This is a genomic window from Bacillus sp. AY3-1 (assembly GCF_008368785.1).
Classification (GTDB): domain Bacteria; phylum Bacillota; class Bacilli; order Bacillales; family Bacillaceae_G; genus Bacillus_A; species Bacillus_A wiedmannii.
The window spans coordinates 93,589-115,501 of sequence record NZ_QORZ01000009.1 but is presented as its reverse complement, the minus strand read 5'-3'; the positions used below and the strand labels follow the sequence as shown (position 1 = coordinate 115,501).

Annotated in this window: 26 protein-coding genes and 1 riboswitch; of the genes, 23 read left to right on the top strand and 3 right to left on the bottom strand. The window is 37.2% G+C overall.

Going from position 1 to position 21,913, the window contains the following annotated elements; genetic code table 11:
* The first annotated feature begins 321 nt into the window (after positions 1–321).
* From DN389_RS05915 to DN389_RS05890, 5 genes are all read left to right on the top strand, one after another.
* A complete protein-coding gene (locus DN389_RS05915; protein ID WP_048561676.1) occupies positions 322–1,035 on the top strand; it encodes a CPBP family intramembrane glutamic endopeptidase in 714 nt (237 codons plus the stop codon).
* Positions 1,036–1,169: 134 nt separating this feature from the next.
* Complete coding sequence (locus DN389_RS05910; RefSeq protein ID WP_001180555.1) at positions 1,170–1,355, top strand: hypothetical protein; 186 nt, start codon at positions 1,170–1,172, stop codon at positions 1,353–1,355.
* 13 nt (positions 1,356–1,368) lie between these two features.
* Positions 1,369–1,617, top strand: coding sequence for a spore coat protein (locus tag DN389_RS05905; RefSeq protein WP_001002985.1), 249 nt, complete (start codon positions 1,369–1,371; stop codon positions 1,615–1,617).
* A 245-nt stretch (positions 1,618–1,862) separates the two neighbouring features.
* Positions 1,863–2,813: an L-lactate dehydrogenase gene (locus tag DN389_RS05895; protein ID WP_254981117.1), complete on the top strand. Its 951-nt coding sequence runs from the start codon at positions 1,863–1,865 to the stop codon at positions 2,811–2,813.
* Positions 2,814–2,835: 22 nt separating this feature from the next.
* Positions 2,836–3,849: a PTS sugar transporter subunit IIC gene (locus DN389_RS05890; RefSeq protein ID WP_149236904.1), complete on the top strand. Its 1,014-nt coding sequence runs from the start codon at positions 2,836–2,838 to the stop codon at positions 3,847–3,849.
* A 55-nt stretch (positions 3,850–3,904) separates the two neighbouring features.
* Here the strand turns inward: DN389_RS05890 and DN389_RS05885 are convergent, their stop codons facing one another.
* Positions 3,905–4,552, bottom strand: a complete 648-nt coding sequence (locus DN389_RS05885; RefSeq protein ID WP_064476275.1) for a phosphatase PAP2 family protein — start codon at positions 4,550–4,552, stop codon at positions 3,905–3,907.
* Between the two features lie 143 nt (positions 4,553–4,695).
* Between DN389_RS05885 and DN389_RS05880 the strand changes: the two genes are divergently transcribed.
* The 3 genes from DN389_RS05880 (at position 4,696) to gcvH (ending at position 6,517) form a co-directional block, all read left to right on the top strand.
* Positions 4,696–5,223, top strand: coding sequence for a hypothetical protein (locus DN389_RS05880; RefSeq protein WP_046955850.1), 528 nt, complete (start codon positions 4,696–4,698; stop codon positions 5,221–5,223).
* A 503-nt stretch (positions 5,224–5,726) separates the two neighbouring features.
* On the top strand, positions 5,727–6,092 hold the full coding sequence (locus DN389_RS05875) for an arsenate reductase family protein (protein ID WP_149236903.1): 366 nt from the start codon (positions 5,727–5,729) through the stop codon (positions 6,090–6,092).
* Between the two features lie 41 nt (positions 6,093–6,133).
* A complete protein-coding gene (gene gcvH / locus DN389_RS05870; protein ID WP_000026896.1) occupies positions 6,134–6,517 on the top strand; it encodes a glycine cleavage system protein GcvH in 384 nt (127 codons plus the stop codon).
* Between the two features lie 282 nt (positions 6,518–6,799).
* Here gcvH and DN389_RS28365 read toward each other — a convergent pair whose 3' ends face one another.
* Positions 6,800–6,949: a hypothetical protein gene (locus DN389_RS28365; protein WP_179196659.1), complete on the bottom strand. Its 150-nt coding sequence runs from the start codon at positions 6,947–6,949 to the stop codon at positions 6,800–6,802.
* Between the two features lie 67 nt (positions 6,950–7,016).
* Between DN389_RS28365 and DN389_RS05865 the strand changes: the two genes are divergently transcribed.
* The 15 genes from DN389_RS05865 to yunB all read left to right on the top strand — a co-directional run bounded on the left by DN389_RS05865 (position 7,017) and on the right by yunB (position 20,790).
* Positions 7,017–7,361: a toprim domain-containing protein gene (locus DN389_RS05865; protein ID WP_000640866.1), complete on the top strand. Its 345-nt coding sequence runs from the start codon at positions 7,017–7,019 to the stop codon at positions 7,359–7,361.
* Positions 7,362–7,364: 3 nt separating this feature from the next.
* Complete coding sequence (locus tag DN389_RS05860; protein ID WP_002008881.1) at positions 7,365–7,673, top strand: thioredoxin family protein; 309 nt, start codon at positions 7,365–7,367, stop codon at positions 7,671–7,673.
* A gap of 154 nt (positions 7,674–7,827) precedes the next feature.
* Positions 7,828–8,172: a hypothetical protein gene (locus DN389_RS05855; RefSeq protein ID WP_088123671.1), complete on the top strand. Its 345-nt coding sequence runs from the start codon at positions 7,828–7,830 to the stop codon at positions 8,170–8,172.
* Positions 8,173–8,297: 125 nt separating this feature from the next.
* Positions 8,298–8,405, top strand: a riboswitch (SAM riboswitch).
* Between the two features lie 299 nt (positions 8,406–8,704).
* A complete protein-coding gene (locus DN389_RS05845) occupies positions 8,705–9,730 on the top strand; it encodes a methionine ABC transporter ATP-binding protein (RefSeq protein ID WP_046955851.1) in 1,026 nt (341 codons plus the stop codon).
* The gene (locus DN389_RS05840; RefSeq protein WP_000359548.1) at positions 9,723–10,388 is read left to right on the top strand and encodes a methionine ABC transporter permease; all 666 of its coding nucleotides are present in this window, start codon (positions 9,723–9,725) and stop codon (positions 10,386–10,388) included. Before DN389_RS05845 ends, DN389_RS05840 begins: the two co-directional genes overlap by 8 nt.
* Positions 10,389–10,412: 24 nt before the next feature.
* Positions 10,413–11,225, top strand: coding sequence for a methionine ABC transporter substrate-binding lipoprotein MetQ (gene metQ / locus DN389_RS05835; protein WP_000735094.1), 813 nt, complete (start codon positions 10,413–10,415; stop codon positions 11,223–11,225).
* 71 nt (positions 11,226–11,296) lie between these two features.
* Complete coding sequence (metQ, locus tag DN389_RS05830) at positions 11,297–12,103, top strand: methionine ABC transporter substrate-binding lipoprotein MetQ (RefSeq protein ID WP_000722406.1); 807 nt, start codon at positions 11,297–11,299, stop codon at positions 12,101–12,103.
* Positions 12,104–12,341: 238 nt separating this feature from the next.
* The gene (gene sufC / locus DN389_RS05825; RefSeq protein ID WP_000929161.1) at positions 12,342–13,127 is read left to right on the top strand and encodes a Fe-S cluster assembly ATPase SufC; all 786 of its coding nucleotides are present in this window, start codon (positions 12,342–12,344) and stop codon (positions 13,125–13,127) included.
* Between the two features lie 15 nt (positions 13,128–13,142).
* A complete protein-coding gene (sufD, locus tag DN389_RS05820; protein ID WP_046955852.1) occupies positions 13,143–14,435 on the top strand; it encodes a Fe-S cluster assembly protein SufD in 1,293 nt (430 codons plus the stop codon).
* Positions 14,435–15,655, top strand: a complete 1,221-nt coding sequence (gene sufS / locus DN389_RS05815) for a cysteine desulfurase SufS (RefSeq protein WP_001020769.1) — start codon at positions 14,435–14,437, stop codon at positions 15,653–15,655. Before sufD ends, sufS begins: the two co-directional genes overlap by 1 nt.
* Positions 15,645–16,076, top strand: coding sequence for a Fe-S cluster assembly sulfur transfer protein SufU (sufU, locus tag DN389_RS05810; RefSeq protein WP_000009525.1), 432 nt, complete (start codon positions 15,645–15,647; stop codon positions 16,074–16,076). Before sufS ends, sufU begins: the two co-directional genes overlap by 11 nt.
* Before the next feature lie 48 nt (positions 16,077–16,124).
* A complete protein-coding gene (gene sufB, locus DN389_RS05805; protein ID WP_001118829.1) occupies positions 16,125–17,522 on the top strand; it encodes a Fe-S cluster assembly protein SufB in 1,398 nt (465 codons plus the stop codon).
* A gap of 698 nt (positions 17,523–18,220) precedes the next feature.
* A complete protein-coding gene (locus DN389_RS05795; RefSeq protein ID WP_370512814.1) occupies positions 18,221–19,636 on the top strand; it encodes a bifunctional metallophosphatase/5'-nucleotidase in 1,416 nt (471 codons plus the stop codon).
* A 65-nt stretch (positions 19,637–19,701) separates the two neighbouring features.
* Positions 19,702–20,004 carry a YunC family protein gene (locus tag DN389_RS05790; protein WP_000248463.1) on the top strand — a complete coding sequence of 101 codons (303 nt, stop codon included), beginning with the start codon at positions 19,702–19,704 and terminating at the stop codon, positions 20,002–20,004.
* 54 nt (positions 20,005–20,058) lie between these two features.
* Positions 20,059–20,790, top strand: coding sequence for a sporulation protein YunB (yunB, locus tag DN389_RS05785; protein ID WP_149236901.1), 732 nt, complete (start codon positions 20,059–20,061; stop codon positions 20,788–20,790).
* A 36-nt stretch (positions 20,791–20,826) separates the two neighbouring features.
* On the opposite strand, the gene DN389_RS05780 is transcribed toward yunB, so the two are convergent.
* The gene (locus DN389_RS05780) at positions 20,827–21,810 is read right to left on the bottom strand and encodes a M23 family metallopeptidase (protein WP_000944677.1); all 984 of its coding nucleotides are present in this window, start codon (positions 21,808–21,810) and stop codon (positions 20,827–20,829) included.
* Positions 21,811–21,913: the final 103 nt, after the last annotated feature.

Below are 21,913 nucleotides of genomic sequence, written 5' to 3'. Positions count from 1 at the left end.
ACGAAAATAAATGCAATAGGATCTTGATATGGACTTGGCTCAGAGCCCTTCTGGATTTCTGTAAGGAAGTCATGTGTTTTCATGTTCATTGCTCCTTTAACTAATAAGTTTTATATGATGCGAGGGTTATGCTGTATAGAATTTTTTGACAATTCATATAATAATTATTGTATAGCAATCTAATTCCTAAAACTATAGAATATAAAATTTTCATAATATGTAAAATTGCATATTATTCTTTTTGAAAATTTTGTTATATTATCTTTATATTTACATTAAGGGATTTTCATTAGGGAAAATGAAAACAAATGGAGGAATAGTATGAGAAAAACAGTATTAGACGCGTATAATGCAGAAAGAGAAGTAGATAACATAACATATAAAAATCTAGTTGTAACGATTGCAAGCATTCTAGGGTTCTCACTCTTAGGGGGATTATTCCTTGCTTTAGCCCTTGGAATTTTTGGAGAAGAGGTATTACGTGCTAATTTAGAGGGATATTATTTACTTCTATTTGATGCAGCTGTTGTTACTATTGTTTTATTTGCTTATAAACCAGTGCTGCATTTTATTAAGAATATATGGGATGTATCTGTTTTAAAAAATGGGAAAACCTACTTGTATTTATTAATAGGTTTTATCATCATTGCATTAACTCAGTATGTAATGTTAGAGTTGTTTAGCTTTGAAAGTGCAGAGCAGCAACGAGATCAATTAGGGAGCTTAGGACTTCAAAATAGTCTACAAAGTATTATATATGTGTTAAGTGTTGCTATAATTACACCAATTAAAGAAGAAATTTTATATAGAGGTATTTTGTATCGATTTTTTGAAAAGAAATATAGTTTTCTAGTTGGTATCATTATTTCTTCCTTTATCTTTGGGATTCTTCATGGTGGTTTTCCGGTTACGGCAATGATTATGGGGATTGTATTTGCTATGTTATATAAGAAAACACAATCTATTGTACCTAGCATCATTTTACATATTGTATGGAACCTACTTGTGAGTATAAGTATGATTGTTTCTTTATAAAATATTTAGCAGAAAAGATGAATGGCCTAGCTATTCATCTTTTATTTTGTTTATATGTGGGAAAAGTTGATGAATACAATCCAAAAAGAACCAAATACTAATGATGAATGAACAAAGAAAGGCGGGTATGTTATATGCAAAATTTAACAGAGCTTGAAGTAGAAAACTTACGCCATTTAATTGGTGGACATGCAACAATTATTAACAAGTTGGAGCAGTATGCACAGACGTGTACAGATCCACAACTGAAACAAATGTTACAAAAGGATGCGCAAGATGCACGAAATACGAAACAGCAATTAATGACTTTCCTAGGATAGGAGGAAGCGGAAAATGAATGAAAAAGATATGGTAAATGATTATTTAGCAGGATTAAATGCAAGTTTAACAAGTTATGCAAATTATATTGCTCAGTCTGATAATGAACAGTTACATCAAACGTTAATCCAAATTCGTAATCAAGATGAGATGCGTCAACGTAATATGTATGAGTACGCAAAGCAAAAGAGTTATTATAAGCCAGCTGCACCTGCTAACCCAATGATTGTACAGCAATTAAAAGGTCAATTAAGTGCGGAATAATGGGATAAAAAAACGAGCGAATGAAGTCGCTCGTTTTTTTATTTTTGGCATGTCAATAAATATATAATAAATATTTTTTCAGTTGTAACAAATATGACGAAAATGGAATATAACAATTCACAAAAAGGACAAAAGTTTGCTCAATATTTCACAAAGTATCCATGGTTTCTATCGTGGGAATCTATATAATTAGGGGTGTAAAGAACAAAAGAGATAGATTATATGATCAATTAGGAGAGATTGCCATGAAACGAAATACAAGAAAAATTGCAATTATCGGTACTGGATTAGTTGGATCAAGTTGTGCATATTCCATTGTAAATCAAGGCATTTGCGAAGAACTATTATTAATTGATATAAATCATGAACGTGCAGTTGGGGAAGCAATGGATTTATCACACTGCATTAACTTTACAAATACAAGAACAAAAGTATATGCAGGAAGCTATGAAGACTGCAAAGATATGGACATCGCTATTATTACAGCAGGACCAGCACCAAAACCTGGACAAAGTCGCTTAGACACTTTAGGAGCGAGTGCAAAGATTATGGAAAGCGTTGTTGGTGGCGTAATGGAAAGTGGATTTGATGGTATTTTCTTAATCGCATCGAACCCAGTTGATATTATTACATATGAAGTGTGGAAATTATCTGGATTACCTAGAAATCGCGTAATCGGTACAGGTACATCATTAGATTCTTCTCGCTTAAGAACAATTTTATCTGAAATGTTACATGTAGATCCTCGTAGTATTCATGGGTATTCATTAGGAGAACATGGTGATTCTCAAATGGTTGCTTGGTCACATGTATCTGTTGGAGGAAAACCAATTCTACAAATTTTAGAAGAGAAAAAAGACCAATTTGGTGAAATAGATTTAGATGAAATTGTTGAGAAGACTGCAAAAGCTGGATGGGAAATTTATAAACGAAAAGGTACTACTTATTACGGAATCGGAAACTCTTTAGCGTATATTGCGAGTTCAATCTTTAACGATGATCACCGTGTAATTGCTGTATCAGCCATTTTAGATGGTGAGTACGGTGAATATGATATTTGTACAGGAGTACCAGCTATTATTACTAGAGACGGTATAAGAGAAATTGTAGAGCTAAATTTAACAGAGGATGAAGAATCTCGATTCGCAAAATCAAACGATATTTTACGTGATTATATGAAAACAATTGGTTACTAACTTATAGGAGAAGGTGAAACAAATGAAGGAATATATAATGTCTCGTGTATTTAAAGCATCAGCTGGAATTGCACAAGGTATTTTCGTATCCCTCGGAATTGGTTTACTAATCGAAAATATAGGAAGAATTGTTGATATTCCGTTGCTTATTACAATCGGAGTTGTTGCAAAATCACTTATGGCACCAGCCATTGGTGCCGGAATTGCCTTTATGCTCGGTGCAAATGGTCTTGTAATCTTCTCGGCTATGGTAGCTGGAGCGATTGGTGCTGGATCCATTTCAATTACTGAAGCAGGTCTAATTATTAAAACAGGTGAGCCAATCGGTGCATTATTAACAGCGACTTTAGCTGTATATATTGGTAAACGTTTAAGTGGAAAAACTGCGTTAGATATGATGCTCGTTCCATTTGCGGCAATATTAGGTTCTGGTTTAGTTGGTATTTGGTTATCTCATAATATTACTCCTGTGTTAAATACAATTGGAGCATTCATTAAAGATAGCTCAGCTGGTAGCCCGTTTATCGCTTCTATCGTCATTGCAGTCGTTTGGGGACTATTACTTATCTCTCCAGCTTCATCAGCTGCGTTAGCGATCGCACTTAGCTTAGACGGTGTTGCAGGTGGTGCTGCTCTTGCAGGCTGCGTTGCTCAGTTTATCGGATTCTCTGTAATCTCAGCGAAAGAAAATAATTTAGGCGGCATATTAGCTCAAGCGCTTTGTACTCCGAAAGTACAGTTGCCAAATATCACCAAAAATCCAGTAATTCTCGTCCCAACTGTCGTCGCCAGTGCTATAGTTGGTCCAGTATCCGCATTAATTTTCCAACTAGAAGCAGGAAAAGAAATTGCAGGTCTTGGATTAAGTTCTCTTATCGCACCAATTAATTTAATTTCTAGCGAAGGATGGGAAGTTGTCCCAGCGATGGTAATCACTTATATCATCATTCCAGTAGCTGTTTCTTATATACTTTACATTGCTCTTAAAAAAGCAGGTCGTATTCACTCTGGTGATATGACTGTACCGCAATCTTAAATTGAAAATCTCCTTTTATATAGAGAAAAGCAGACTGGAAGCCACAGTCTGCTTTTTACATTTTGTGATTTTGTTTTACTGGAACACGTACAGTTTCTTTTGCTAATAAAAGCTGAACGCCGAAGTAAAGTATGCTTGCAAGCGTCATTCCAGAAATGGCGTCTACAAATGCGTGTTGCTTCGTAAATAGCGTTGATAAAATAATAAGCGTACCGAAGAAGGTAAGAATGTAATATTCAAAAGCATGTTGTTCTCTACGTTTAAAGGCAGCTAGCATAATGACAAATGTAGTAAGAACGTGAATGCTAGGGAAACAGTTTACCGGTTGATCGATACTATAAATATAGCGGACTAGTTCGGAAAATACGTCTGATCCAACGACTGTTGGACGTGGTACAGTTGTCTGCCAAAAATAATAAATAGAAAAACAAGCAAGTTTTCCAAAAATTATACTACTTAAAGTGACATAATATTGTTTTCGATCCGCAAAGCAATAATAAATAAGTGCGCCGTATAAGTAAGGAAACCAAAGTAAATAAGGAATAATAAATGCTTTCACAAATGGAATCCAATCATCTACTACAGTTGTGACATCTACTGCGTGTACAGTAGATTTATTTAATACATCGTAAAGGGGACTTACGAGTACGAGTAGAAGTATATAACTTAACGGAAGAAAAGATGAAAGTTTAAATTTCTTCATGATAATCTCCTATGTTTAGTAATGTAAGTAAATTCAATTGATTATAATATAGAAACGTCATTTGAGCTATCGATTTTACTTACATTTTCTTGAATTCACCTTACGTTTTTGTCACTTGACTTAAAAGAAGGGGAGGGTGCTATATGAAGCGTTTATCGTATTTCTTATTTTTTATATTGATATGCCTAGTGAGTGCTGGGTGTGCAAAGGATAAAGAAGGAGAGAAATTAGAATATAACGGAAGAGCACTCGTAATTGGAGTTATTGGAGAAAAGCCGAAAGATACGTTTAGGAATATAAAGTTTGAGGAAATGAAGTTAGAGGAACTGGAAAAGAAATCTAAGGAAGTGGATGGTTTTTTAATAATGAAAGATCACTTTCAAGAAGCCTCAACAGAGCAATATAAAAATGTATTTTCATCGCTAAAGAAACCAGTATTTTTTATCGGTTTGCAAGATAAATCATATTCGATTTTTATTACAAAAGGGATAGAGTATAACAGTGCACGAAAAGATGTAAATGCTATGTATACGCAAGGGTTTGCAAATATCGGAAGTGGTGAAGGACAACAATGGGCAGTTGGTTTATCTAATGGCGGAAATACAGAAGAAAGTATTCATAATATGTATATTGTCGTATTTCAAACCATCGCAGATTATTTGAATAGATGATGAAGGAGCCTGTAAACGAGGCTTCTTATTTTTTTAAATAAACGTTTATTTAAGATGTATGTTCGGTAGGAAGAAATCGATGCAATTCAAGGGTTAACAAAGAAAAATGGGAAATTAATCAAACGTTTGTTTAAGATGTATGTTCGGTAGGAAGAAACCGATGTAGTTCAAGGGTTAGCAAAGGGAAATAGGAAATTAATCAAACGTTTGTTTAAGATGTATGTTCGGTAAGAAAGGATCAATGCAGTTCAAAGGTTAACAACGAAAAATAAGAAATTAATCAAATGCTTGTTTAATATATACGTTCGGTACAGAATGAGAGAAAAATCTAAAAAAATTATATATTTATTTTTTTCTTAACAAATGGCGGGAAAATAAGGAAAATTCGCAGGATTATTAAAATTTATCACGAAATAAGTAAAAGTTTAGCGAATAATCGTTTGAAATAATAAAACGTTTTCTATATGATAAAGGTAAAGGTTAGTAAAAAAGTAGGTGAATTTATGACAGTAACATTTTATTCATATCCAAAGTGTGGCACATGTCAAAAAGCAAAGAAATGGTTTGAGGCAAACGATGTAGCATATGAGGTGATTCATATTGTTGAAAATCCACCGTCAAAAGAAGATTTACGTAATTTACATGAAAAAAGTGAATTACCATTAAAAAAATTCTTTAATACAAGTGGAATGCGTTACCGCGAACTTGGTCTGAAAGATAAGTTAAAGGATGCAAGTGAAGACGAAATGTACGAACTTTTAGCATCTGATGGCATGTTGATTAAACGTCCAATCGTAACAAATGGAACGAATGTAACACTTGGTTTTAACGAAGAGCAGTTTGAAAGTGTGTGGAAAAAGTACCAATAAGGTATTTTTACATAATTAATACATTCACTGGAGGTACAGTCATGAGCATTCCAAATAATTTACGTTACTCTGAAGAACACGAATGGGTAAAAACTGAAGGTAATGAAGTTGTTATCGGTATTACTCACTTTGCACAAGGTGAGCTAGGCGATATCGTATTCGTTGAACTTCCTGAAGTAGGTGCAACAATCGAAGCTGACGAGCCATTCGGAAGCGTAGAATCTGTTAAAACAGTTTCTGAGTTATACGCACCTGTAAGCGGTAAAGTTGTAGCAGTAAACGAAGAATTAAGTGACCAACCAGAACTTGTTAACGAATCTCCATACGAGGGTGCATGGATGGTTAAAGTTGAACTTTCTGATGCAAGCCAAGTTGAGAAGTTATTAACTGCAGAAAAATATGCAGAAATGACAAACCAAGACTAATTATAGTCGACTGAAGGACAGCCTTTGTGCTGTCCTTTTTTATTTTGTGTTACATAATACATTTAAAATCGAGTGCAAATGAATAAGCTATTATGGGAATGAATGTTTTTCGGTAAGGTTTCATGGGGCTTCGTAATCTGAACGAGCCGCTTGCGCTTTTCATTGTCTAGCTCCACCTCCTAGCCCTTCATGTCTAAGAACCTTCCGCACGAGAAGACAAAAAGCGTCTTCTGTACGAAAGAACCTTAGCCAACAGGGCTAAACAGTCGGTTCCGCTTTTCATTATTGTCCAGCTCCAGCGGCTAGATTGCTCGGTGGCTTCGCTGCTTCCTGCAAGGCAAAAAGCGCCTCTAGTTCAGGAGTTCCAATGCCCTCTTGTTCTAAGCAAGCCGCTTCTGTTTTTCTTTTGCAAAAATAAACAGGAAACAACATGAAAATAACGAATATACTATATACTAAGTTAAAGGTTGTATAGTATATGGTGATCGGGTGATGACATATGATTTATGTAGAAAAAGTCATTATTGTAGAAGGTAAATCAGATAGAAGAAAGATTGAATCTATTATTCGTGAACCGGTGGAAATTGTTTGTACAAATGGTACAATTGGTTTATCGAAAATGGATGAGCTCATTGATCAGTTTTTTGATAAGGAAGTGTATGTACTAGTGGATGCTGATGATGCTGGAGAAAAGTTAAGGAAGCAATTTCGAAAAGAATTTCCGCAAGCAGAGCATATTTATATTGATCGCTCGTACCGAGAAGTGGCAACTGCGCCATCTTCACACTTAGCAAATGTATTATGGGGAGCTGACATTGACGTTTATACAGAATATTTACGGTAAGGAATGATAGAAGTGATTGATTGGACAGGAGCCGAAGCTACAGCCCTAATAGAGAACGAAGAAAAAACAGTGTTATATGTATATACTCCAATGTGTGGAACATGCCAATTAGCAAAAAAGATGTTAACAGTTGTTGAGATGACAATTGAAGACTTGAAAATTGGAATGTTAGATTTAAATTATGCTCCGCATTTAGCGAAAGAGTATGGAATCGAAAGTGTACCGTGTTTACTTGTTTTTGAAAATGGGACACTCATGAAGAAGATATATGCATTTCATTCGGTTGAATATTTATATACGGAATTAAAGTAGGCGGCAAAGTTTTTGCCGCCTCGACATATTTCTCGGGAAATATGTCGAGATGCAGGGTGGTTACAGTATTTGTCGAGCGAAAGTAACAGGATTGTTCTTTAGTGAGAGGGAATGGTATGTGTAATAGAAAGTGATATGAAGGATGTGATTTAGGGTGAAATTATATTCTTTGCTGCAATCATTTGTAAATTACGCTAATGGTCAATATCATTTAGAGCCGCTTTTAAGACAAGGAGAAAAAACTGTTAATTTCCGCTTTGGAGATGAAAGTTGCTCGTTACAAATTTCAAGAGATTATATAGAGCTGCTACATGAGGAAAGAGGAACGGAGCAAATCGTTTGTGTAGATGAGGAAGATGTAAAACAATTGGTGAACGGAAATGTACGATTGCAAATGCTAATGAACGATGGACGTGTACAATATTCGGGAACGTATCGAACGATGCTATTAGTTGAATCGATGTTCCATATATGTAAACCGATGTCAATAGGTGCTTAAAATTCTGAAGTTTCATTTTTTAAGAAAATTTCTGTTGACATGGTGTGTGGATATTGATACAATTCAATTCATAAAATATAGACAATTTCATAAATTACAAATCAGACGAAAATGTAATCTGATTTCTCTTATCAAGAGAGGTGGAGGGACTGTGCCCTGTGAAGCCCGGCAACCGTCAACTTATGTTGAAATGGTGCCAATTCCTGCAAAGCAAATGCTTTGAGAGATGAGAGAGAGGGATAATGTTGTTATATACGCATATAAACCTTTCTGCTTCTCTAAAGCGGAAAGGTTTTTTTATTGTTTGAATGTGGAGGACATTCAAACAATAAAAGTAGTGATAACGGTGGACTACACGCATTAAAAATAAAAAATTGCGGAGTCGACCAAAAATCTAGCTTCAGCGGCTAGAACAGTCGGTCGTTTCATCCCTTCCTATGAGGCGAAAAGCGCCTCTACGTCAGGGATTCGGGCGTCCTCTTGTTCTAAACGAGCCGCTTGCGCTTTTTAAACAAAAAAAGGGGTGAACATCATGATCTTGTTAGAAAATGTAAAGAAAATATATAAAGCAAAAAGCGGTGATGTCACTGCTGTAGATAATGCCAATTTAAAAATAGACAAAGGTGAAATATTTGGTGTGATCGGATATAGTGGCGCTGGGAAAAGTTCTTTAATCAGATTATTCAATCAGTTAGAGAAACCAACTTCTGGCCAAATTACAATTGCAAATCGTGTGATTTCAACAATTACAGGGAGTGAACTTCGTAAGGCAAGGCAAGAAATCGGAATGATTTTTCAGCACTTCAACTTACTTTGGTCACGAACTGTACGCGAAAATATCGAGTTCCCACTTGAAATTGCAGGTGTTGATAAGGCGAAGAGAAGAAAACGAGTGGATGAGTTAATTCATCTTGTTGGATTAGAAGGAAGAGGAGACGCGTATCCATCTCAGCTGAGCGGAGGACAAAAGCAACGCGTTGGTATTGCAAGAGCATTAGCTAACAATCCACAAGTGCTTTTATGTGATGAAGCGACATCAGCTCTTGATCCAGAAACGACAGATCAAATTTTAGATTTATTATTAGATATTAATAAGCGTCTCGGTTTAACAATTGTACTCATTACACACGAGATGCACGTGATTCGAAAGATTTGTAATCGAGTGGCGGTAATGGAGAAAGGGAAGATTGTAGAAACGGGTCCAGTACTTGATGTATTCCGCAATCCGCAGAAAGACATTACAAAGCGATTTGTACAGCAGTTAACAGATTCTGAAGATACAAATGAAACGATTGAAAGTTTAATTGAAAAGTATCCAGATGGTAAAGTAGTTCGTTTGCAGTTTATCGGTGAAGCTGTAGAAAGACCAGTACTTCAAAGATTAATGCAACGCAGTGATATAGAAGTTAGCATTTTGCAAGGAAACATCGCCCAAACAAATAACGGCTCTTACGGTAGTTTAGTTGTTCATTTAAATGGTGAGGAAACAGCGATTCAGCAAGCAATAGAGGGAATACATCAAGATCAAGTAGAGCTGGAGGTGATTGCACATGGATAAGTTACTCACAAATATTGATTGGAATCAAATGTTAGAAGCAACTGGTGAAACGTTATATATGACGGCAATCGCAGCTCTTGCCACATTTGTTTTAGGACTAATTTTAGGATTGTTACTCTTTATGACAGCGAAAGATAATTTATGGGAAAACAAATCGGTTAACACGGCGATTGGAGCGTTCGTAAACATTTTCCGCTCGATACCGTTCATCATTTTAATCATTTTATTAATCCCATTCACAAAGATTCTGCTTGGAACAATTCTTGGAGCGAGTGCAGCACTGCCAGCTTTAATTATTGGAGCGGCGCCGTTTTACGCGAGAATGGTTGAAATTGCACTTCGCGAAATTGATAAAGGTGTAATTGAAGCTTCAAAAGCAATGGGAGCAAAAACAAGCACTATTATTTTGAAAGTATTAATTCCAGAATCGTTACCAGCATTAGTATCTGGTATTACGGTTACGACAATTGCTTTAGTAGGCTATACAGCAATGGCGGGGGTTGTTGGTGCTGGTGGCCTTGGAACACTTGCTTATTTAGAAGGATTCCAGCGAGGAAATAACGATGTAACAATCGTTGCGACAATTTGTGTATTACTAGTGGTATTTTTCATTCAGTGGATTGGTGATAGTGTAACGACTCGAATAGATAAACGATAATAAAAAAACAGGAGGATGTTTCAAATGAAAAAATTATTACTTACAGCACTTATTTCAACTTCTATTTTTGGGTTAGCTGCTTGTGGCGGGAAAGATAAAGATGAAAAGAAACTAGTTGTGGGGGCTTCTAACGTGCCGCACGCTGAAATTTTAGAAAAGGCAAAACCGTTACTTGAGAAAAAAGGAATTGAATTAGAAGTGAAAAAGTTCCAAGATTACGTGTTACCAAATAAATCGTTAGCGGATAAGGATTTAGATGCAAACTACTTCCAGCACATTCCGTATTTAGAAAAAGAAATGAAAGATAAAAAATATGATTTTGAAATAGCAGGGAAAATTCACTTGGAACCAATTGGTGTATATTCTCAAAAATATAAGAGCTTAAAAGAACTTCCAGACGGGGCGACAATTATTATGAGTAATTCCGTTACTGACCATGGACGTGGTTTAGCAATTTTACAAAAAGAAGGCATTTTAAAAATTAAAGACGGAGTAGATCCAGTTAGTGCAACTCCAAAAGATATTGTAGATAATCCGAAAAACTTAAAGTTCAAAACGGATATCGAGCCTGGTTTGTTACCACAAGTGTATAACAATAAAGAAGGCGACGCTGTTTTAATTAACTCGAACTATGCAATTGATGCGAAATTAAATCCAGAAAAAGATGCAATTGCAATTGAAGGTGATGATTCTCCATACGCAAACGTATTGGTGGTTCGTAAAGGTGATAAAGATAAAAAAGGGATTAAAGAGCTTGTAGAAGTATTGCATTCTAAAGAAATCGAAGACTTTATTAATAAAGAATATAAAGGAGCGGTTGTTCCTGTAAAAGAATAATTGCTGAAAAGAGCTGGTGTATGCCAGCCTTTTTTATAACTACATAACTATAGGGGAGAAGGGGACATCATATGAAAAAGATTCTATTGTCAGTTGTTACAGCGCTGTCTGTATTTACATTAGCTGCTTGCGGAGGGAAAGAAGAGAATAAGCTTGTTGTGGGAGCTTCTAACGTGCCGCACGCTGTTATTTTAGAAAAAGCACAGCCGATATTAGAGAAAAAGGGTATTAAATTAGAAATTAAAAAATTCCAAGATTATGTGCTGCCGAATAAAGCGTTAGCAGATAAGGAAATTGATGCGAACTATTTCCAACACATTCCTTACTTAGATAAAGAAATTCAAGAAAAGGGATATAAAATTGTAAACGCAGGAAAAATCCATTTAGAGCCAATGGGCATTTATTCTAAGAAGTATAAAAGTTTAAAAGAATTGCCAGATGGCGGAACAGTTATTATGAGTAATAACGTAGCGGAGCGTGGCCGTATGCTCGCATTGTTACAAAAAGGCGGCGTTATTAAATTAAAAGACGGTGTAGATGTTGTTAAAGCAACAGTAAAAGATGTCGTGGAAAATCCGAAAAACTTAAAGTTTAAAACAGATGTAGAGCCTGGATTGTCACCGAAGTTGTATGAAAATAATGAAGGCGATGCTTTGTTTATTAATTCAAACTACGCAATTGACGCGAAATTAAATCCAACAAAGGATGCAATTGCGATTGAAGGATCAGATTCTCCTTATGCAAATATTATTGCAGTTCGTAAAGGTGACGAGAAGAAAAAAGAAATTAAAGAATTAGTAGAAGTACTGCATTCAAAAGAAATTCAAGACTTTATTAATAAAGAATATAAAGGTGCTGTACTGCCAGTAAGTGAATAAATATAAGGAAAGGATTGGGAATTTCCCAGTTCCTTTTTCTTTATATAAATAAGAAGAAAGGTGTATCATATAAGGATGCAAGGGAAATACTTATATACATTTGTGAAAAAATTGTTACATTTTTTCATCGTTTGCGATATCATTTTATTTGATATAAGATTAGAATGAGAATAAAATGAGAATATGAACGTTTTAGTAATTTTTAAAATGTATATATAGGATTAATGGAGGTATTGAGATGGCTGGTTCTACATTAACGGTTAAAGACTTACATGTATCAATTGATGGAAAAGAAATTTTAAAAGGTGTAAACCTTGAAGTAAAAGGTGGAGAAATCCACGCAATTATGGGACCTAACGGAACAGGTAAATCAACTTTATCTTCTGCCATTATGGGTCACCCAAAGTATGAAGTAACAGAAGGTAGCATCATCATCGACGGTGAAGATGTATTAGAAATGGAAGTAGACGAGCGCGCACAAGCAGGTCTATTCTTAGCAATGCAATATCCAAGTGAAATTAGCGGAGTAACAAACGCTGACTTCTTACGCTCTGCAATTAACGCACGTCGTGAAGAAGGCGATGAAATTTCTCTTATGAAATTTATCCGTACTTTAGATAAAAACATGGAATTCCTAGAAATGGATCCAGAAATGGCACAACGTTACTTAAACGAAGGTTTCTCTGGTGGAGAGAAAAAACGTAACGAAATTCTTCAATTAATGATGATTGAGCCAAAAATCGCAATCTTAGATGAAATCGACTCAGGTCTTGATATCGATGCTTTAAAAGTTGTATCTAAAGGTATTAACCAAATGCGCGGCGAAGATTTCGGTTGCCTAATGATTACGCATTACCAACGTTTATTAAACTACATCACTCCAGACTTCGTTCACGTTATGATGAACGGTCGTATCGTTAAATCTGGTGGCCCTGAGCTTGCACAACGTCTAGAAGCTGAAGGTTACGACTGGATTAAAAAAGAATTAGGTATTGAAGACGAAACAGCAGAGCAAGAAGCGTAAGAGAGGAGCATAAACATGACAATCGGTACATTACCTTTCGATCAAGAAACAATCCGTCAACGCGCAAGCGAAGTAAACGAAGCTGCTTGGTTGACTGAGTTCCGCTTACAAGCTCTTGCACAAGCAACTGAACTTCCAATGCCAACGCCTGATAAAACGAAAATTGAAAAATGGGACTTTATCGGAAAAGGCGAAGCTGCTAAGCAAGAGCCTGTAAGTTCTTTAACAGAGCTTCCAGAAGCAGTGAAAAACTTAATCGATGAAAATAACAGCGTATTAGTACAACGTACTGGTACAACTGCATTCGTTTCTTTAGCAGACGAAGCAAAAGAAAAAGGTGTTATTTTTACAGACATCGTAACAGCTGCAACAGAGCATGCTGAACTATTACAAAAGTATTTAATGAAAGACGGCGTGAAGGTAGACGAGCATCGTTTAACTGCACTTCATGCTGCATTAATCAACGGCGGTGCATTTGTATATGTTCCGAAAAACGTTGTTCTTGAAACTCCACTTCAAGCTGTATTCTTAGTAGACGGCGAAGAAGCTAACGTATATAACCACGTATTATTCGTAGCTGATGCGAACAGTACTGCAACTTATGTAGAAAACTACGTTGCAAATGAAAATGCTAAAGGTATTGCAAATATCGTAGCAGAAGTAATCGTGGAACAAGGCGCACAAGTGAAATTCGGTGCGGTTGATCTATTAGCAAAAGATGTAACAACTTACGTTAACCGCCGCGGTGTTGTTGGACGCGACGGCCGCATTGATTGGGCTCTAGGTCTTATGAATGACGGAAACACAATTTCAGAGAACGTTACGAACTTAATGGGCGACGGATCATATGCTGATACAAAAACAGTAACAATTGGCCGTGGTAACCAAACACAAAACTTTACAACTAAAGTTGTTCACTTCGGTAAACACTCTGAAGGTTGGATCTTAAAGCACGGTGTACAAAAAGATAGTGCAACATCTATCTTTAACGGAATTGGTAAGATTGAACATGGTGCATCTAAATCAAATGCACAACAATCTTCTCGCGTTCTTATGTTAGATGAAAAAGCTCGCGGTGATGCAAACCCAATTCTTTTAATCGACGAAGATGATGTAATGGCAGGTCACGCAGCTTCAGTAGGCCGCGTAGATCCGTACCAATTATACTACTTGATGAGCCGTGGTATTCCAAAACGCGAAGCAGAACGTTTAGTCATCCATGGATTCTTAGCACCTGTAGTAAATGAGCTTCCAATTGAAGGAGTAAAGGCACAGCTTGTTGAGGTAATTGAAAGGAAAGTTCGCTAATGAATATTCATGAAATACGCAAACAGTTTCCAATTCTTGATCAAAAAGTGAACGGCAAACAACTTGTATATTTCGATAGTGCAGCAACTTCTCAAAAACCAATTCAAGTCATTGAAACGTTAGAACGTTACTATAAAGAATATAATTCTAACGTGCATCGCGGTGTTCATACGCTCGGTACGAAAGCTACCGACGCGTATGAAGGTGCACGCGAGAAGGTTCGCAAGTTTATTAACGCGAAATCAATGGAAGAGATTATTTTCACGCGCGGAACGACAACTGCATTAAATACAGTAGCGGCTAGCTATGGTCTTGAAAATGTAAAAGAAGGCGATGAAATCGTTATTTCTTACATGGAGCACCATAGTAACATCATTCCGTGGCAACAAGTTGCGAAGAAAACTGGTGCAACTTTAAAATACCTTCCGCTTCAACCAGACGGTACAATTTCTTTAGAAGATGTTCGTCAAACAGTTACACCGAATACAAAAATCGTTTCTATTATGCAAGTATCAAACGTACTTGGAACGATTAACCCTGTAAAAGAAATCGGAGCAATCGCACACGAAAACGGTGCAATTATGGTCGTTGATGGTGCACAAAGTACACCTCATATGAAAGTGGATGTACAAGATTTAAACTGTGATTTCTACGCATTATCTGCTCATAAGATGTGCGGACCTACAGGTATCGGCGTATTATATGGTAAAAAAGAATTGCTGAACAATATGGAGCCAATTGAATTTGGCGGTGAAATGATTGATTTCGTAGATTTACAAGAATCTACTTGGAAAGAGCTTCCGTGGAAGTTTGAAGCAGGTACACCGATTATCGGTAATGCAATCGGACTTGGTGCGGCAATTGATTTCCTAGAAGAAATCGGTCTTCATAATATTGAAAAGCATGAACATGAATTAGCGCAATATGCTTTAGAAAGACTATCAGAAGTAGATGGCGTTACAATTTATGGTCCAAAGCATCGCGCTGGTCTTGTTACATTTAATATTGAAGACGTACATCCTCATGATGTAGCAACTGTATTAGATGTAGAAGGCATTGCGGTTCGCGCAGGACACCACTGTGCACAACCGCTTATGAAGTGGCTGAAAGCTTCTTCTACAGCACGTGCGAGCTTCTATTTATATAATACAAAAGAAGAAATTGATACATTTGTTGAATCACTAATCAAGACAAAGGAGTATTTCACAAATGTCATTTAATAATTTAGATACGTTATACCGTCAAGTTATTATGGATCATTATAAGAATCCTCGTAACAATGGCGTGTTAGAAGATAGTGTTACTGTTAACTTGAACAATCCAACTTGCGGCGATCGTATTCAACTTACGATGAAAGTAGAAGAAGGTATTGTACAAGAGGCGAAGTTTGAAGGAGAAGGGTGTTCTATCTCAATGTCTTCAGCTTCGATGATGACACAAGCAGTAAAAGGTAAGAAAATTGAAGAGGCACTTCAGCTTTCTAAAATTTTCTCTGACATGATGCTAGGAAAAGAGTACGATGACAGCATTGATTTAGGAGATATTGAAGCATTACAAGGCGTATGCAAGTTCCCTGCACGTATTAAATGTGCAACATTAGCGTGGAAAGCGTTAGAAAAGGGCTTAAACGAAGATAAGTAATGTTAAAGGTTCCTAAAAACGAGGTTATCTAAGGAGGGACACACCAACATGGCGAAGCAACTGCCAGATATCGGCGATTATAAATATGGTTTCAAAGACAAAGACGTTTCGATTTTCCGTGCTGGACGCGGTTTAACAAAAGAAATCGTTGAAGAGATTTCACGTATGAAAGAAGAACCACAGTGGATGTTAGACTTCCGTTTAAAATCACTGGATAAGTTCTATGAAATGCCAATGCCACAATGGGGCGGCGACTTAAACGACTTAGATTTCGATGAAATTACGTACTACGTAAAACCATCTGAGAAATCTGAGAAGTCTTGGGATGAAGTACCTGAGGAAATTAAAGCGACATTTGATAAATTAGGTATTCCTGAAGCGGAGCAAAAATATTTAGCTGGTGTATCTGCACAGTACGAATCTGAAGTTGTATACCACAACATGAAAGAAGACCTAGAAGCTCTAGGAATCGTCTTCAAAGATACAGATAGCGCATTAAAAGAGAACGAAGATATTTTCCGTGAGCATTTCGGAAAAGTAATCCCACCAACAGACAACAAATTCTCTGCATTAAACTCTGCAGTTTGGTCTGGTGGATCATTCATCTACGTTCCAAAAGGTATTAAAGTGGATACACCACTTCAAGCGTACTTCCGTATTAACTCTGAAAATATGGGACAATTCGAGCGTACGCTTATCATCGTAGACGAAGGCGCACACGTACACTACGTAGAAGGTTGTACAGCACCTGTTTACACGACTAACTCACTTCACAGTGCGGTAGTAGAAATCATCATTAAGAAAGATGCATATTGCCGTTATACAACAATCCAAAACTGGGCGAACAACGTTTACAACCTAGTTACAAAACGTGCGGTTTGTGAAGAAAACGCAACGATGGAATGGATTGACGGTAACATCGGATCTAAATTAACGATGAAATACCCAGCAGTTATCTTAAAAGGCGAAGGCGCTCGTGGTTTAACATTATCTATCGCGATTGCTGGTAAAGGCCAACACCAAGATGCTGGTGCGAAAATGATTCACTTAGCACCAAACACGTCTTCAACAATCGTTTCTAAATCGATTGCGAAGCATGGTGGTAAAGTAACTTACCGTGGTATCGTACAATTCGGACCAAAAGCGAAAAACTCTCGCTCTAACATCGAGTGTGACACGTTAATTATGGATAACCAATCTACATCTGATACAATTCCTTACAACGAAATCAAAAACGATTACGTTTCACTTGAACACGAAGCGAAAGTATCGAAAGTATCAGAAGAACAATTATTCTACCTAATGAGCCGCGGTATTTCTGAGCAAGAAGCTACAGAAATGATCGTAATGGGCTTCATCGAGCCATTCACTCGCGAACTTCCAATGGAATACGCAGTTGAAATGAACCGCCTAATCAAGTTTGAGATGGAAGGTTCTATTGGTTAATATTTAAAGTGGAAGCGGCTCGTCCAGAATGTAAGGGGGATGGAGCTTCTGACGTAGAGGCGTTTTTTGCCTCATAGGAAGAAGTGAAGCCACCGAACATTCTAGCCGCTGGAACTGGATAATATATGTATGAAGAAAGCGCCCTGCTGTGCAGGGCGCTTTTTTATGTTGTGCTGGGGGTCGATTCAGTTTAGGTCAGGCTGGGATACCCAGGCGGGTGTTCAGCTAAATATATCAGCGATTATTCAAATATATCGATCACATCGCGGAATATATCGACGATTATTTCAATATATCGACGTTTCGACAAGGGATATCGACTTATCGACAAAGTAAGACAAAAGAAATTCCGTATATACCCCACAACATGTTGTAGGAAAAGAGACCGATTGGAAGTAAGGCAAAGATACTGACAAATCCACTGACAATCTATTGGAAAATCCAATTGAAGCCCCACCTACCGAACTCTCTGTTAAACTTTTTGACAAATCCCCCGAAACCCAACCAAATCCCCCGTTCAATCATCTAAAACCCTTCCACACACTAGAAAAAGTTTTCTTATCAAAAAGGACAATCTTTTGCTTTTTCTTATAATGCGAGTACAATGTAAAATAGCAAGAAAAGACGAAAAGTATTTACAGGATTATTGCGTACGTGTAGCGTAAATGGCAGTAAGGAACTGAGAGGAGGTTTTTTCTCTGAATATAAATAAAGAAACAATCATCCACCTTTATCATACAAACGATATACATAGTCATTTTGAAAATTGGCCGCAAATTTCTCGGTTTGTACAAGGGGAGAAAAAGCGAAGACAGGAAGCGGGAGAGACCGTTTTGACGGTTGATATCGGCGATCATGTGGATCGTTTTCATAGTATTTCGGAAGCGACGAATGGACTTGGCAATACGAAGCTTTTGAATGAGGCGTTATATGATTATGTAACGATCGGAAATAATGAAGGAATTACGTTAGCGAAGGAGCATTTGAATCGTCTATATGATGATGCTGGATTTGAGGTGCTCGTTGCGAATTTATTTGAAAAAGAAGGGGTACGTCCAGCGTGGGCAAAGCCTTATAAATTACATACAACGACAGATGGGATTACGATTGCCTTTATCGGGTTAACGGTAGCTTATCCAGAGTTTTATCATATGCTCGATTGGCATATTGAAGATCCGCTTATCCATTTAGAGTCTATTTTAGAAGAAGTGCGAGATGAGGCTCATATTACAGTTGTCCTTTCTCATCTTGGAAAAAGCATGGATGAGTATATGGCAGAGCATTATGATATAGATGTTATTTTAGGTGCACATACGCACCATTTATTTGAGCGTGGCATTCTTATGAATAATACTTTACTTTGTTGTTGTGAAAAGTGGGGACGTTACGTTGGGCACGTTCAGCTTACTGTGGATAAAGAGACGAAGAAGCTGTTGAAAAAGGACGGTAGAGCGATTAAGACAGAACGTTTAGGTGCTTATAGCAAACCGTTATCCACAATTGAATTGCTACAGGAAGAAAGTAAACAGATTATGGCAGAGCCTGTCGTTCATTTAAAGGAATCATTACCAGTCGATTGGTTTCATGAGACGGCATTTTCGCACATGTTAGCAAATGCGCTGAAAACGTGGTGCGGTGCAGAAATTGGAATGGTGAACGCTGGTGTGCTATTAGAGGGATTAAATGAAGGTGTTGTGACGCGCGGAGATATTCACAGAATTTGTCCACATCCAATTAATCCATGTTTATTAAAAGTGCCGGGGAAAACGTTAAGAGAAGTTATTTTGAAAGCACGTCGCCCGAATATGGAGAACCTTGAGGTAAAAGGATTCGGATTTCGTGGAAAAGTGATGGGGAAAATGATTTACGCTGGTGTCGAAGTCATTCCAGATATGATTCCTGGGAATAAAATTTTACTGGAAGATGTATTGATTAACGGGGAATCGTTGGAATTAGATCGTATATATACGGTAGGAACGATTGATATGTTTACATTCGGATACTTATACCCAGAGCTATCCACACTTTCTGACAAACAATATTATATGCCAGAGTTACTCAGAGATGTGTTAACAGACGTGTTGATAACTCATACATCTTCCGTCAAACTATAGGCTAGTTAACTTGTAACACTCATTTTTCTCTTGTCATACAGATAAGAAAGAGAGGAGTGTGAACTATGGTTAATGTGGAGCCAATTATAATCGATAATTATACGTTTATTGCGGTTAGCGTCAAACTTCCAAAGACAAATTTGCTAGCTGTAATGAGCGATAAAGGATATATTATGTGCGGTGCATTAGATGTAGGTCTTTTAAATGAGAAGTTAGGTGATCGAGGAATTATTGCTGGCCGTGCGGTTGGTGTAAGAACGATTGAACAACTTCTTGAAGCACCGCTAGAATCAGTAACGATTGAGGCCGAAGCATTAGGTATTACGGCAGGCACAATCGGAAAAGAAGCATTATTAAAAATGAGATAAGCATATATCGTCCCTCCTTCTTGCATAGAAATGATATAAGAAGGAGGTTTTTTTATGAGTATATTTCGTTCGAAAAATTCGCGGTTTCGAAGGGGACCAATTTCCTTTCGGCACATACTGTTTATGTCGTTTATTCTTTTTGTCATATTACTCGTGCAAGGATTATGGATTGTGAATAAAAGCATTCAGCCGACATTACTTAAATATGGGGAAGTAGAGACGCATAAAATGGCGACAGCGGTTATGACGAAGGCGGTAAAAGATAGAATTAATGAAGGGTTTGATGTCGATTCATTAATGAAAGTACAAAATGATAAAAATGGGAAAGTATCCACAATTAATTTAAATACAAAGCAAGTAAATGAAATCGTAACGTCAACGACCACATACATAGAAAAATATTTACAGCAAGTAGAACAAGGTGATTTGAAGGGGATGGGTATTTCTGGAAAAAATGGAGCAACGATGGCAGTTCCTTTTGGTCGTGTAACGGATAATGCGCTTCTTGGAAATATAGGTCCCGATATTCCAATTGATTTCACGACGATTGGTCATGTGAATACGGATATTAAACAAAAAATTGAACCGCACGGGATCAATACGACAGCGATTCAAATTATTATGGAGATGGAAGTCACGTTGCAAGTGATTATTCCATTTCATACGAAAGAAATAAAGGTAAAACAAGATGTTCCGATTGCAACGCGTATTGTTCAAGGGGAAGTGCCTACTTATTATGGAAGTGGGAGTGTTGTTGTACCTGATAAAAAGAAAACGGATAGTTAGCCGAATTAAAAAAATAACCGTAGCAATATGCTACGGTTATCGTTTTGTATTCGTGCGTTCTTTTCGCTCCCACAGACTTAAATGCATGTATGGATCGAAAGCCCATTCTGTATAACCATTGTCTTTATACATACCGAAATGTAGGTGGGGCGGGAATTTTCCAGCTGTGCCGGGAGGGCCGTAACCGGTGCTACCGACAAATCCAATTACTTTTCCTGGTTCGACAATTTGTCCAAGCTGTATTTCTTTTGAGAATCCGCCTAAATGAGCGTAATAATGGTAATTATTATGAAGGTCGCGAATACCGATGCGCCATCCGCCAAGACGGTTCCAGCCTTTTGTTTCAATAATGCCATAGCAAGTAGATCTTACTGGTACACCATAGCCTGCAAAAATATCAGTTCCTTCATGAACTCTCCTTCCCCCAAAACTTCTTCCAGCACCGAAAGTACTACGGTAGCTATGGTCACTACGAATCGGAAGAGGGAAAGCATTCCCTTCTAAATTAATACGTCCGTAATGTTTATAAATTTGGGCGTATTCGGTAATTAATTCAACTGTTTTCGCACGTCTATAATATTCCCAAAGCATAATGTGAACACGGTCTTCGGACGTTCCTTGTTTCTTTAAAATTGTCGCTGCTGTATGCAGAAGATCACGGTCGTTATTTGCGTTTGCAAATCCATCTTTGTCACCATCTAAACCCAATCCGCCAAATAGAGAAATTGTATGGGGGAGAGTGTCGTTACCATTAACGGGACCAGCCCATATTTCTGGTTTGAAATAAAGGGAGATAATGGCATCTGGTTTTTTCGGAATATCTTTTCTTACGCTCCGTATATTTCTTTCGTATTGATCCATTGCAGCTAAGTAATACCACGGAATGCCTGAAGATTGCTCGGTTTCTTTATATAGTGCCATGCGCTTTTCGTATATGCTTTGCTGATTATCTTCACCGTAAGCGATATTTTGGTGGAGAAGAAAGCAAATCGAAAGCAAAAGAGAAATTTTTCGAAGCATGAAATAGACTCCTTTCACAACATCACTCTTTTTAGTGTGGGATATACGGAGTATTTCATTATAGGGAACGATTGGAAAAAATCTTAGAATCTTCATTTGAGCA

Coding starts and splice junctions, on each gene's coding strand:
- DN389_RS05915 (WP_048561676.1), top strand. CDS start 322: ATGAGAAAAACAGTATTAGACGCGTATAATGCAGAAAGAGAAGTAGAT.
- DN389_RS05910 (WP_001180555.1), top strand. CDS start 1,170: ATGCAAAATTTAACAGAGCTTGAAGTAGAAAACTTACGCCATTTAATT.
- DN389_RS05905 (WP_001002985.1), top strand. CDS start 1,369: ATGAATGAAAAAGATATGGTAAATGATTATTTAGCAGGATTAAATGCA.
- DN389_RS05895 (WP_254981117.1), top strand. CDS start 1,863: ATGAAACGAAATACAAGAAAAATTGCAATTATCGGTACTGGATTAGTT.
- DN389_RS05890 (WP_149236904.1), top strand. CDS start 2,836: ATGAAGGAATATATAATGTCTCGTGTATTTAAAGCATCAGCTGGAATT.
- DN389_RS05885 (WP_064476275.1), bottom strand. CDS start 4,552: ATGAAGAAATTTAAACTTTCATCTTTTCTTCCGTTAAGTTATATACTT.
- DN389_RS05880 (WP_046955850.1), top strand. CDS start 4,696: ATGAAGCGTTTATCGTATTTCTTATTTTTTATATTGATATGCCTAGTG.
- DN389_RS05875 (WP_149236903.1), top strand. CDS start 5,727: ATGACAGTAACATTTTATTCATATCCAAAGTGTGGCACATGTCAAAAA.
- gcvH (WP_000026896.1), top strand. CDS start 6,134: ATGAGCATTCCAAATAATTTACGTTACTCTGAAGAACACGAATGGGTA.
- DN389_RS28365 (WP_179196659.1), bottom strand. CDS start 6,949: ATGTTGTTTCCTGTTTATTTTTGCAAAAGAAAAACAGAAGCGGCTTGC.
- DN389_RS05865 (WP_000640866.1), top strand. CDS start 7,017: ATGATTTATGTAGAAAAAGTCATTATTGTAGAAGGTAAATCAGATAGA.
- DN389_RS05860 (WP_002008881.1), top strand. CDS start 7,365: ATGATAGAAGTGATTGATTGGACAGGAGCCGAAGCTACAGCCCTAATA.
- DN389_RS05845 (WP_046955851.1), top strand. CDS start 8,705: ATGATCTTGTTAGAAAATGTAAAGAAAATATATAAAGCAAAAAGCGGT.
- DN389_RS05840 (WP_000359548.1), top strand. CDS start 9,723: ATGGATAAGTTACTCACAAATATTGATTGGAATCAAATGTTAGAAGCA.
- metQ (WP_000735094.1), top strand. CDS start 10,413: ATGAAAAAATTATTACTTACAGCACTTATTTCAACTTCTATTTTTGGG.
- metQ (WP_000722406.1), top strand. CDS start 11,297: ATGAAAAAGATTCTATTGTCAGTTGTTACAGCGCTGTCTGTATTTACA.
- sufC (WP_000929161.1), top strand. CDS start 12,342: ATGGCTGGTTCTACATTAACGGTTAAAGACTTACATGTATCAATTGAT.
- sufD (WP_046955852.1), top strand. CDS start 13,143: ATGACAATCGGTACATTACCTTTCGATCAAGAAACAATCCGTCAACGC.
- sufS (WP_001020769.1), top strand. CDS start 14,435: ATGAATATTCATGAAATACGCAAACAGTTTCCAATTCTTGATCAAAAA.
- sufU (WP_000009525.1), top strand. CDS start 15,645: ATGTCATTTAATAATTTAGATACGTTATACCGTCAAGTTATTATGGAT.
- sufB (WP_001118829.1), top strand. CDS start 16,125: ATGGCGAAGCAACTGCCAGATATCGGCGATTATAAATATGGTTTCAAA.
- DN389_RS05790 (WP_000248463.1), top strand. CDS start 19,702: ATGGTTAATGTGGAGCCAATTATAATCGATAATTATACGTTTATTGCG.
- yunB (WP_149236901.1), top strand. CDS start 20,059: ATGAGTATATTTCGTTCGAAAAATTCGCGGTTTCGAAGGGGACCAATT.
- DN389_RS05780 (WP_000944677.1), bottom strand. CDS start 21,810: ATGCTTCGAAAAATTTCTCTTTTGCTTTCGATTTGCTTTCTTCTCCAC.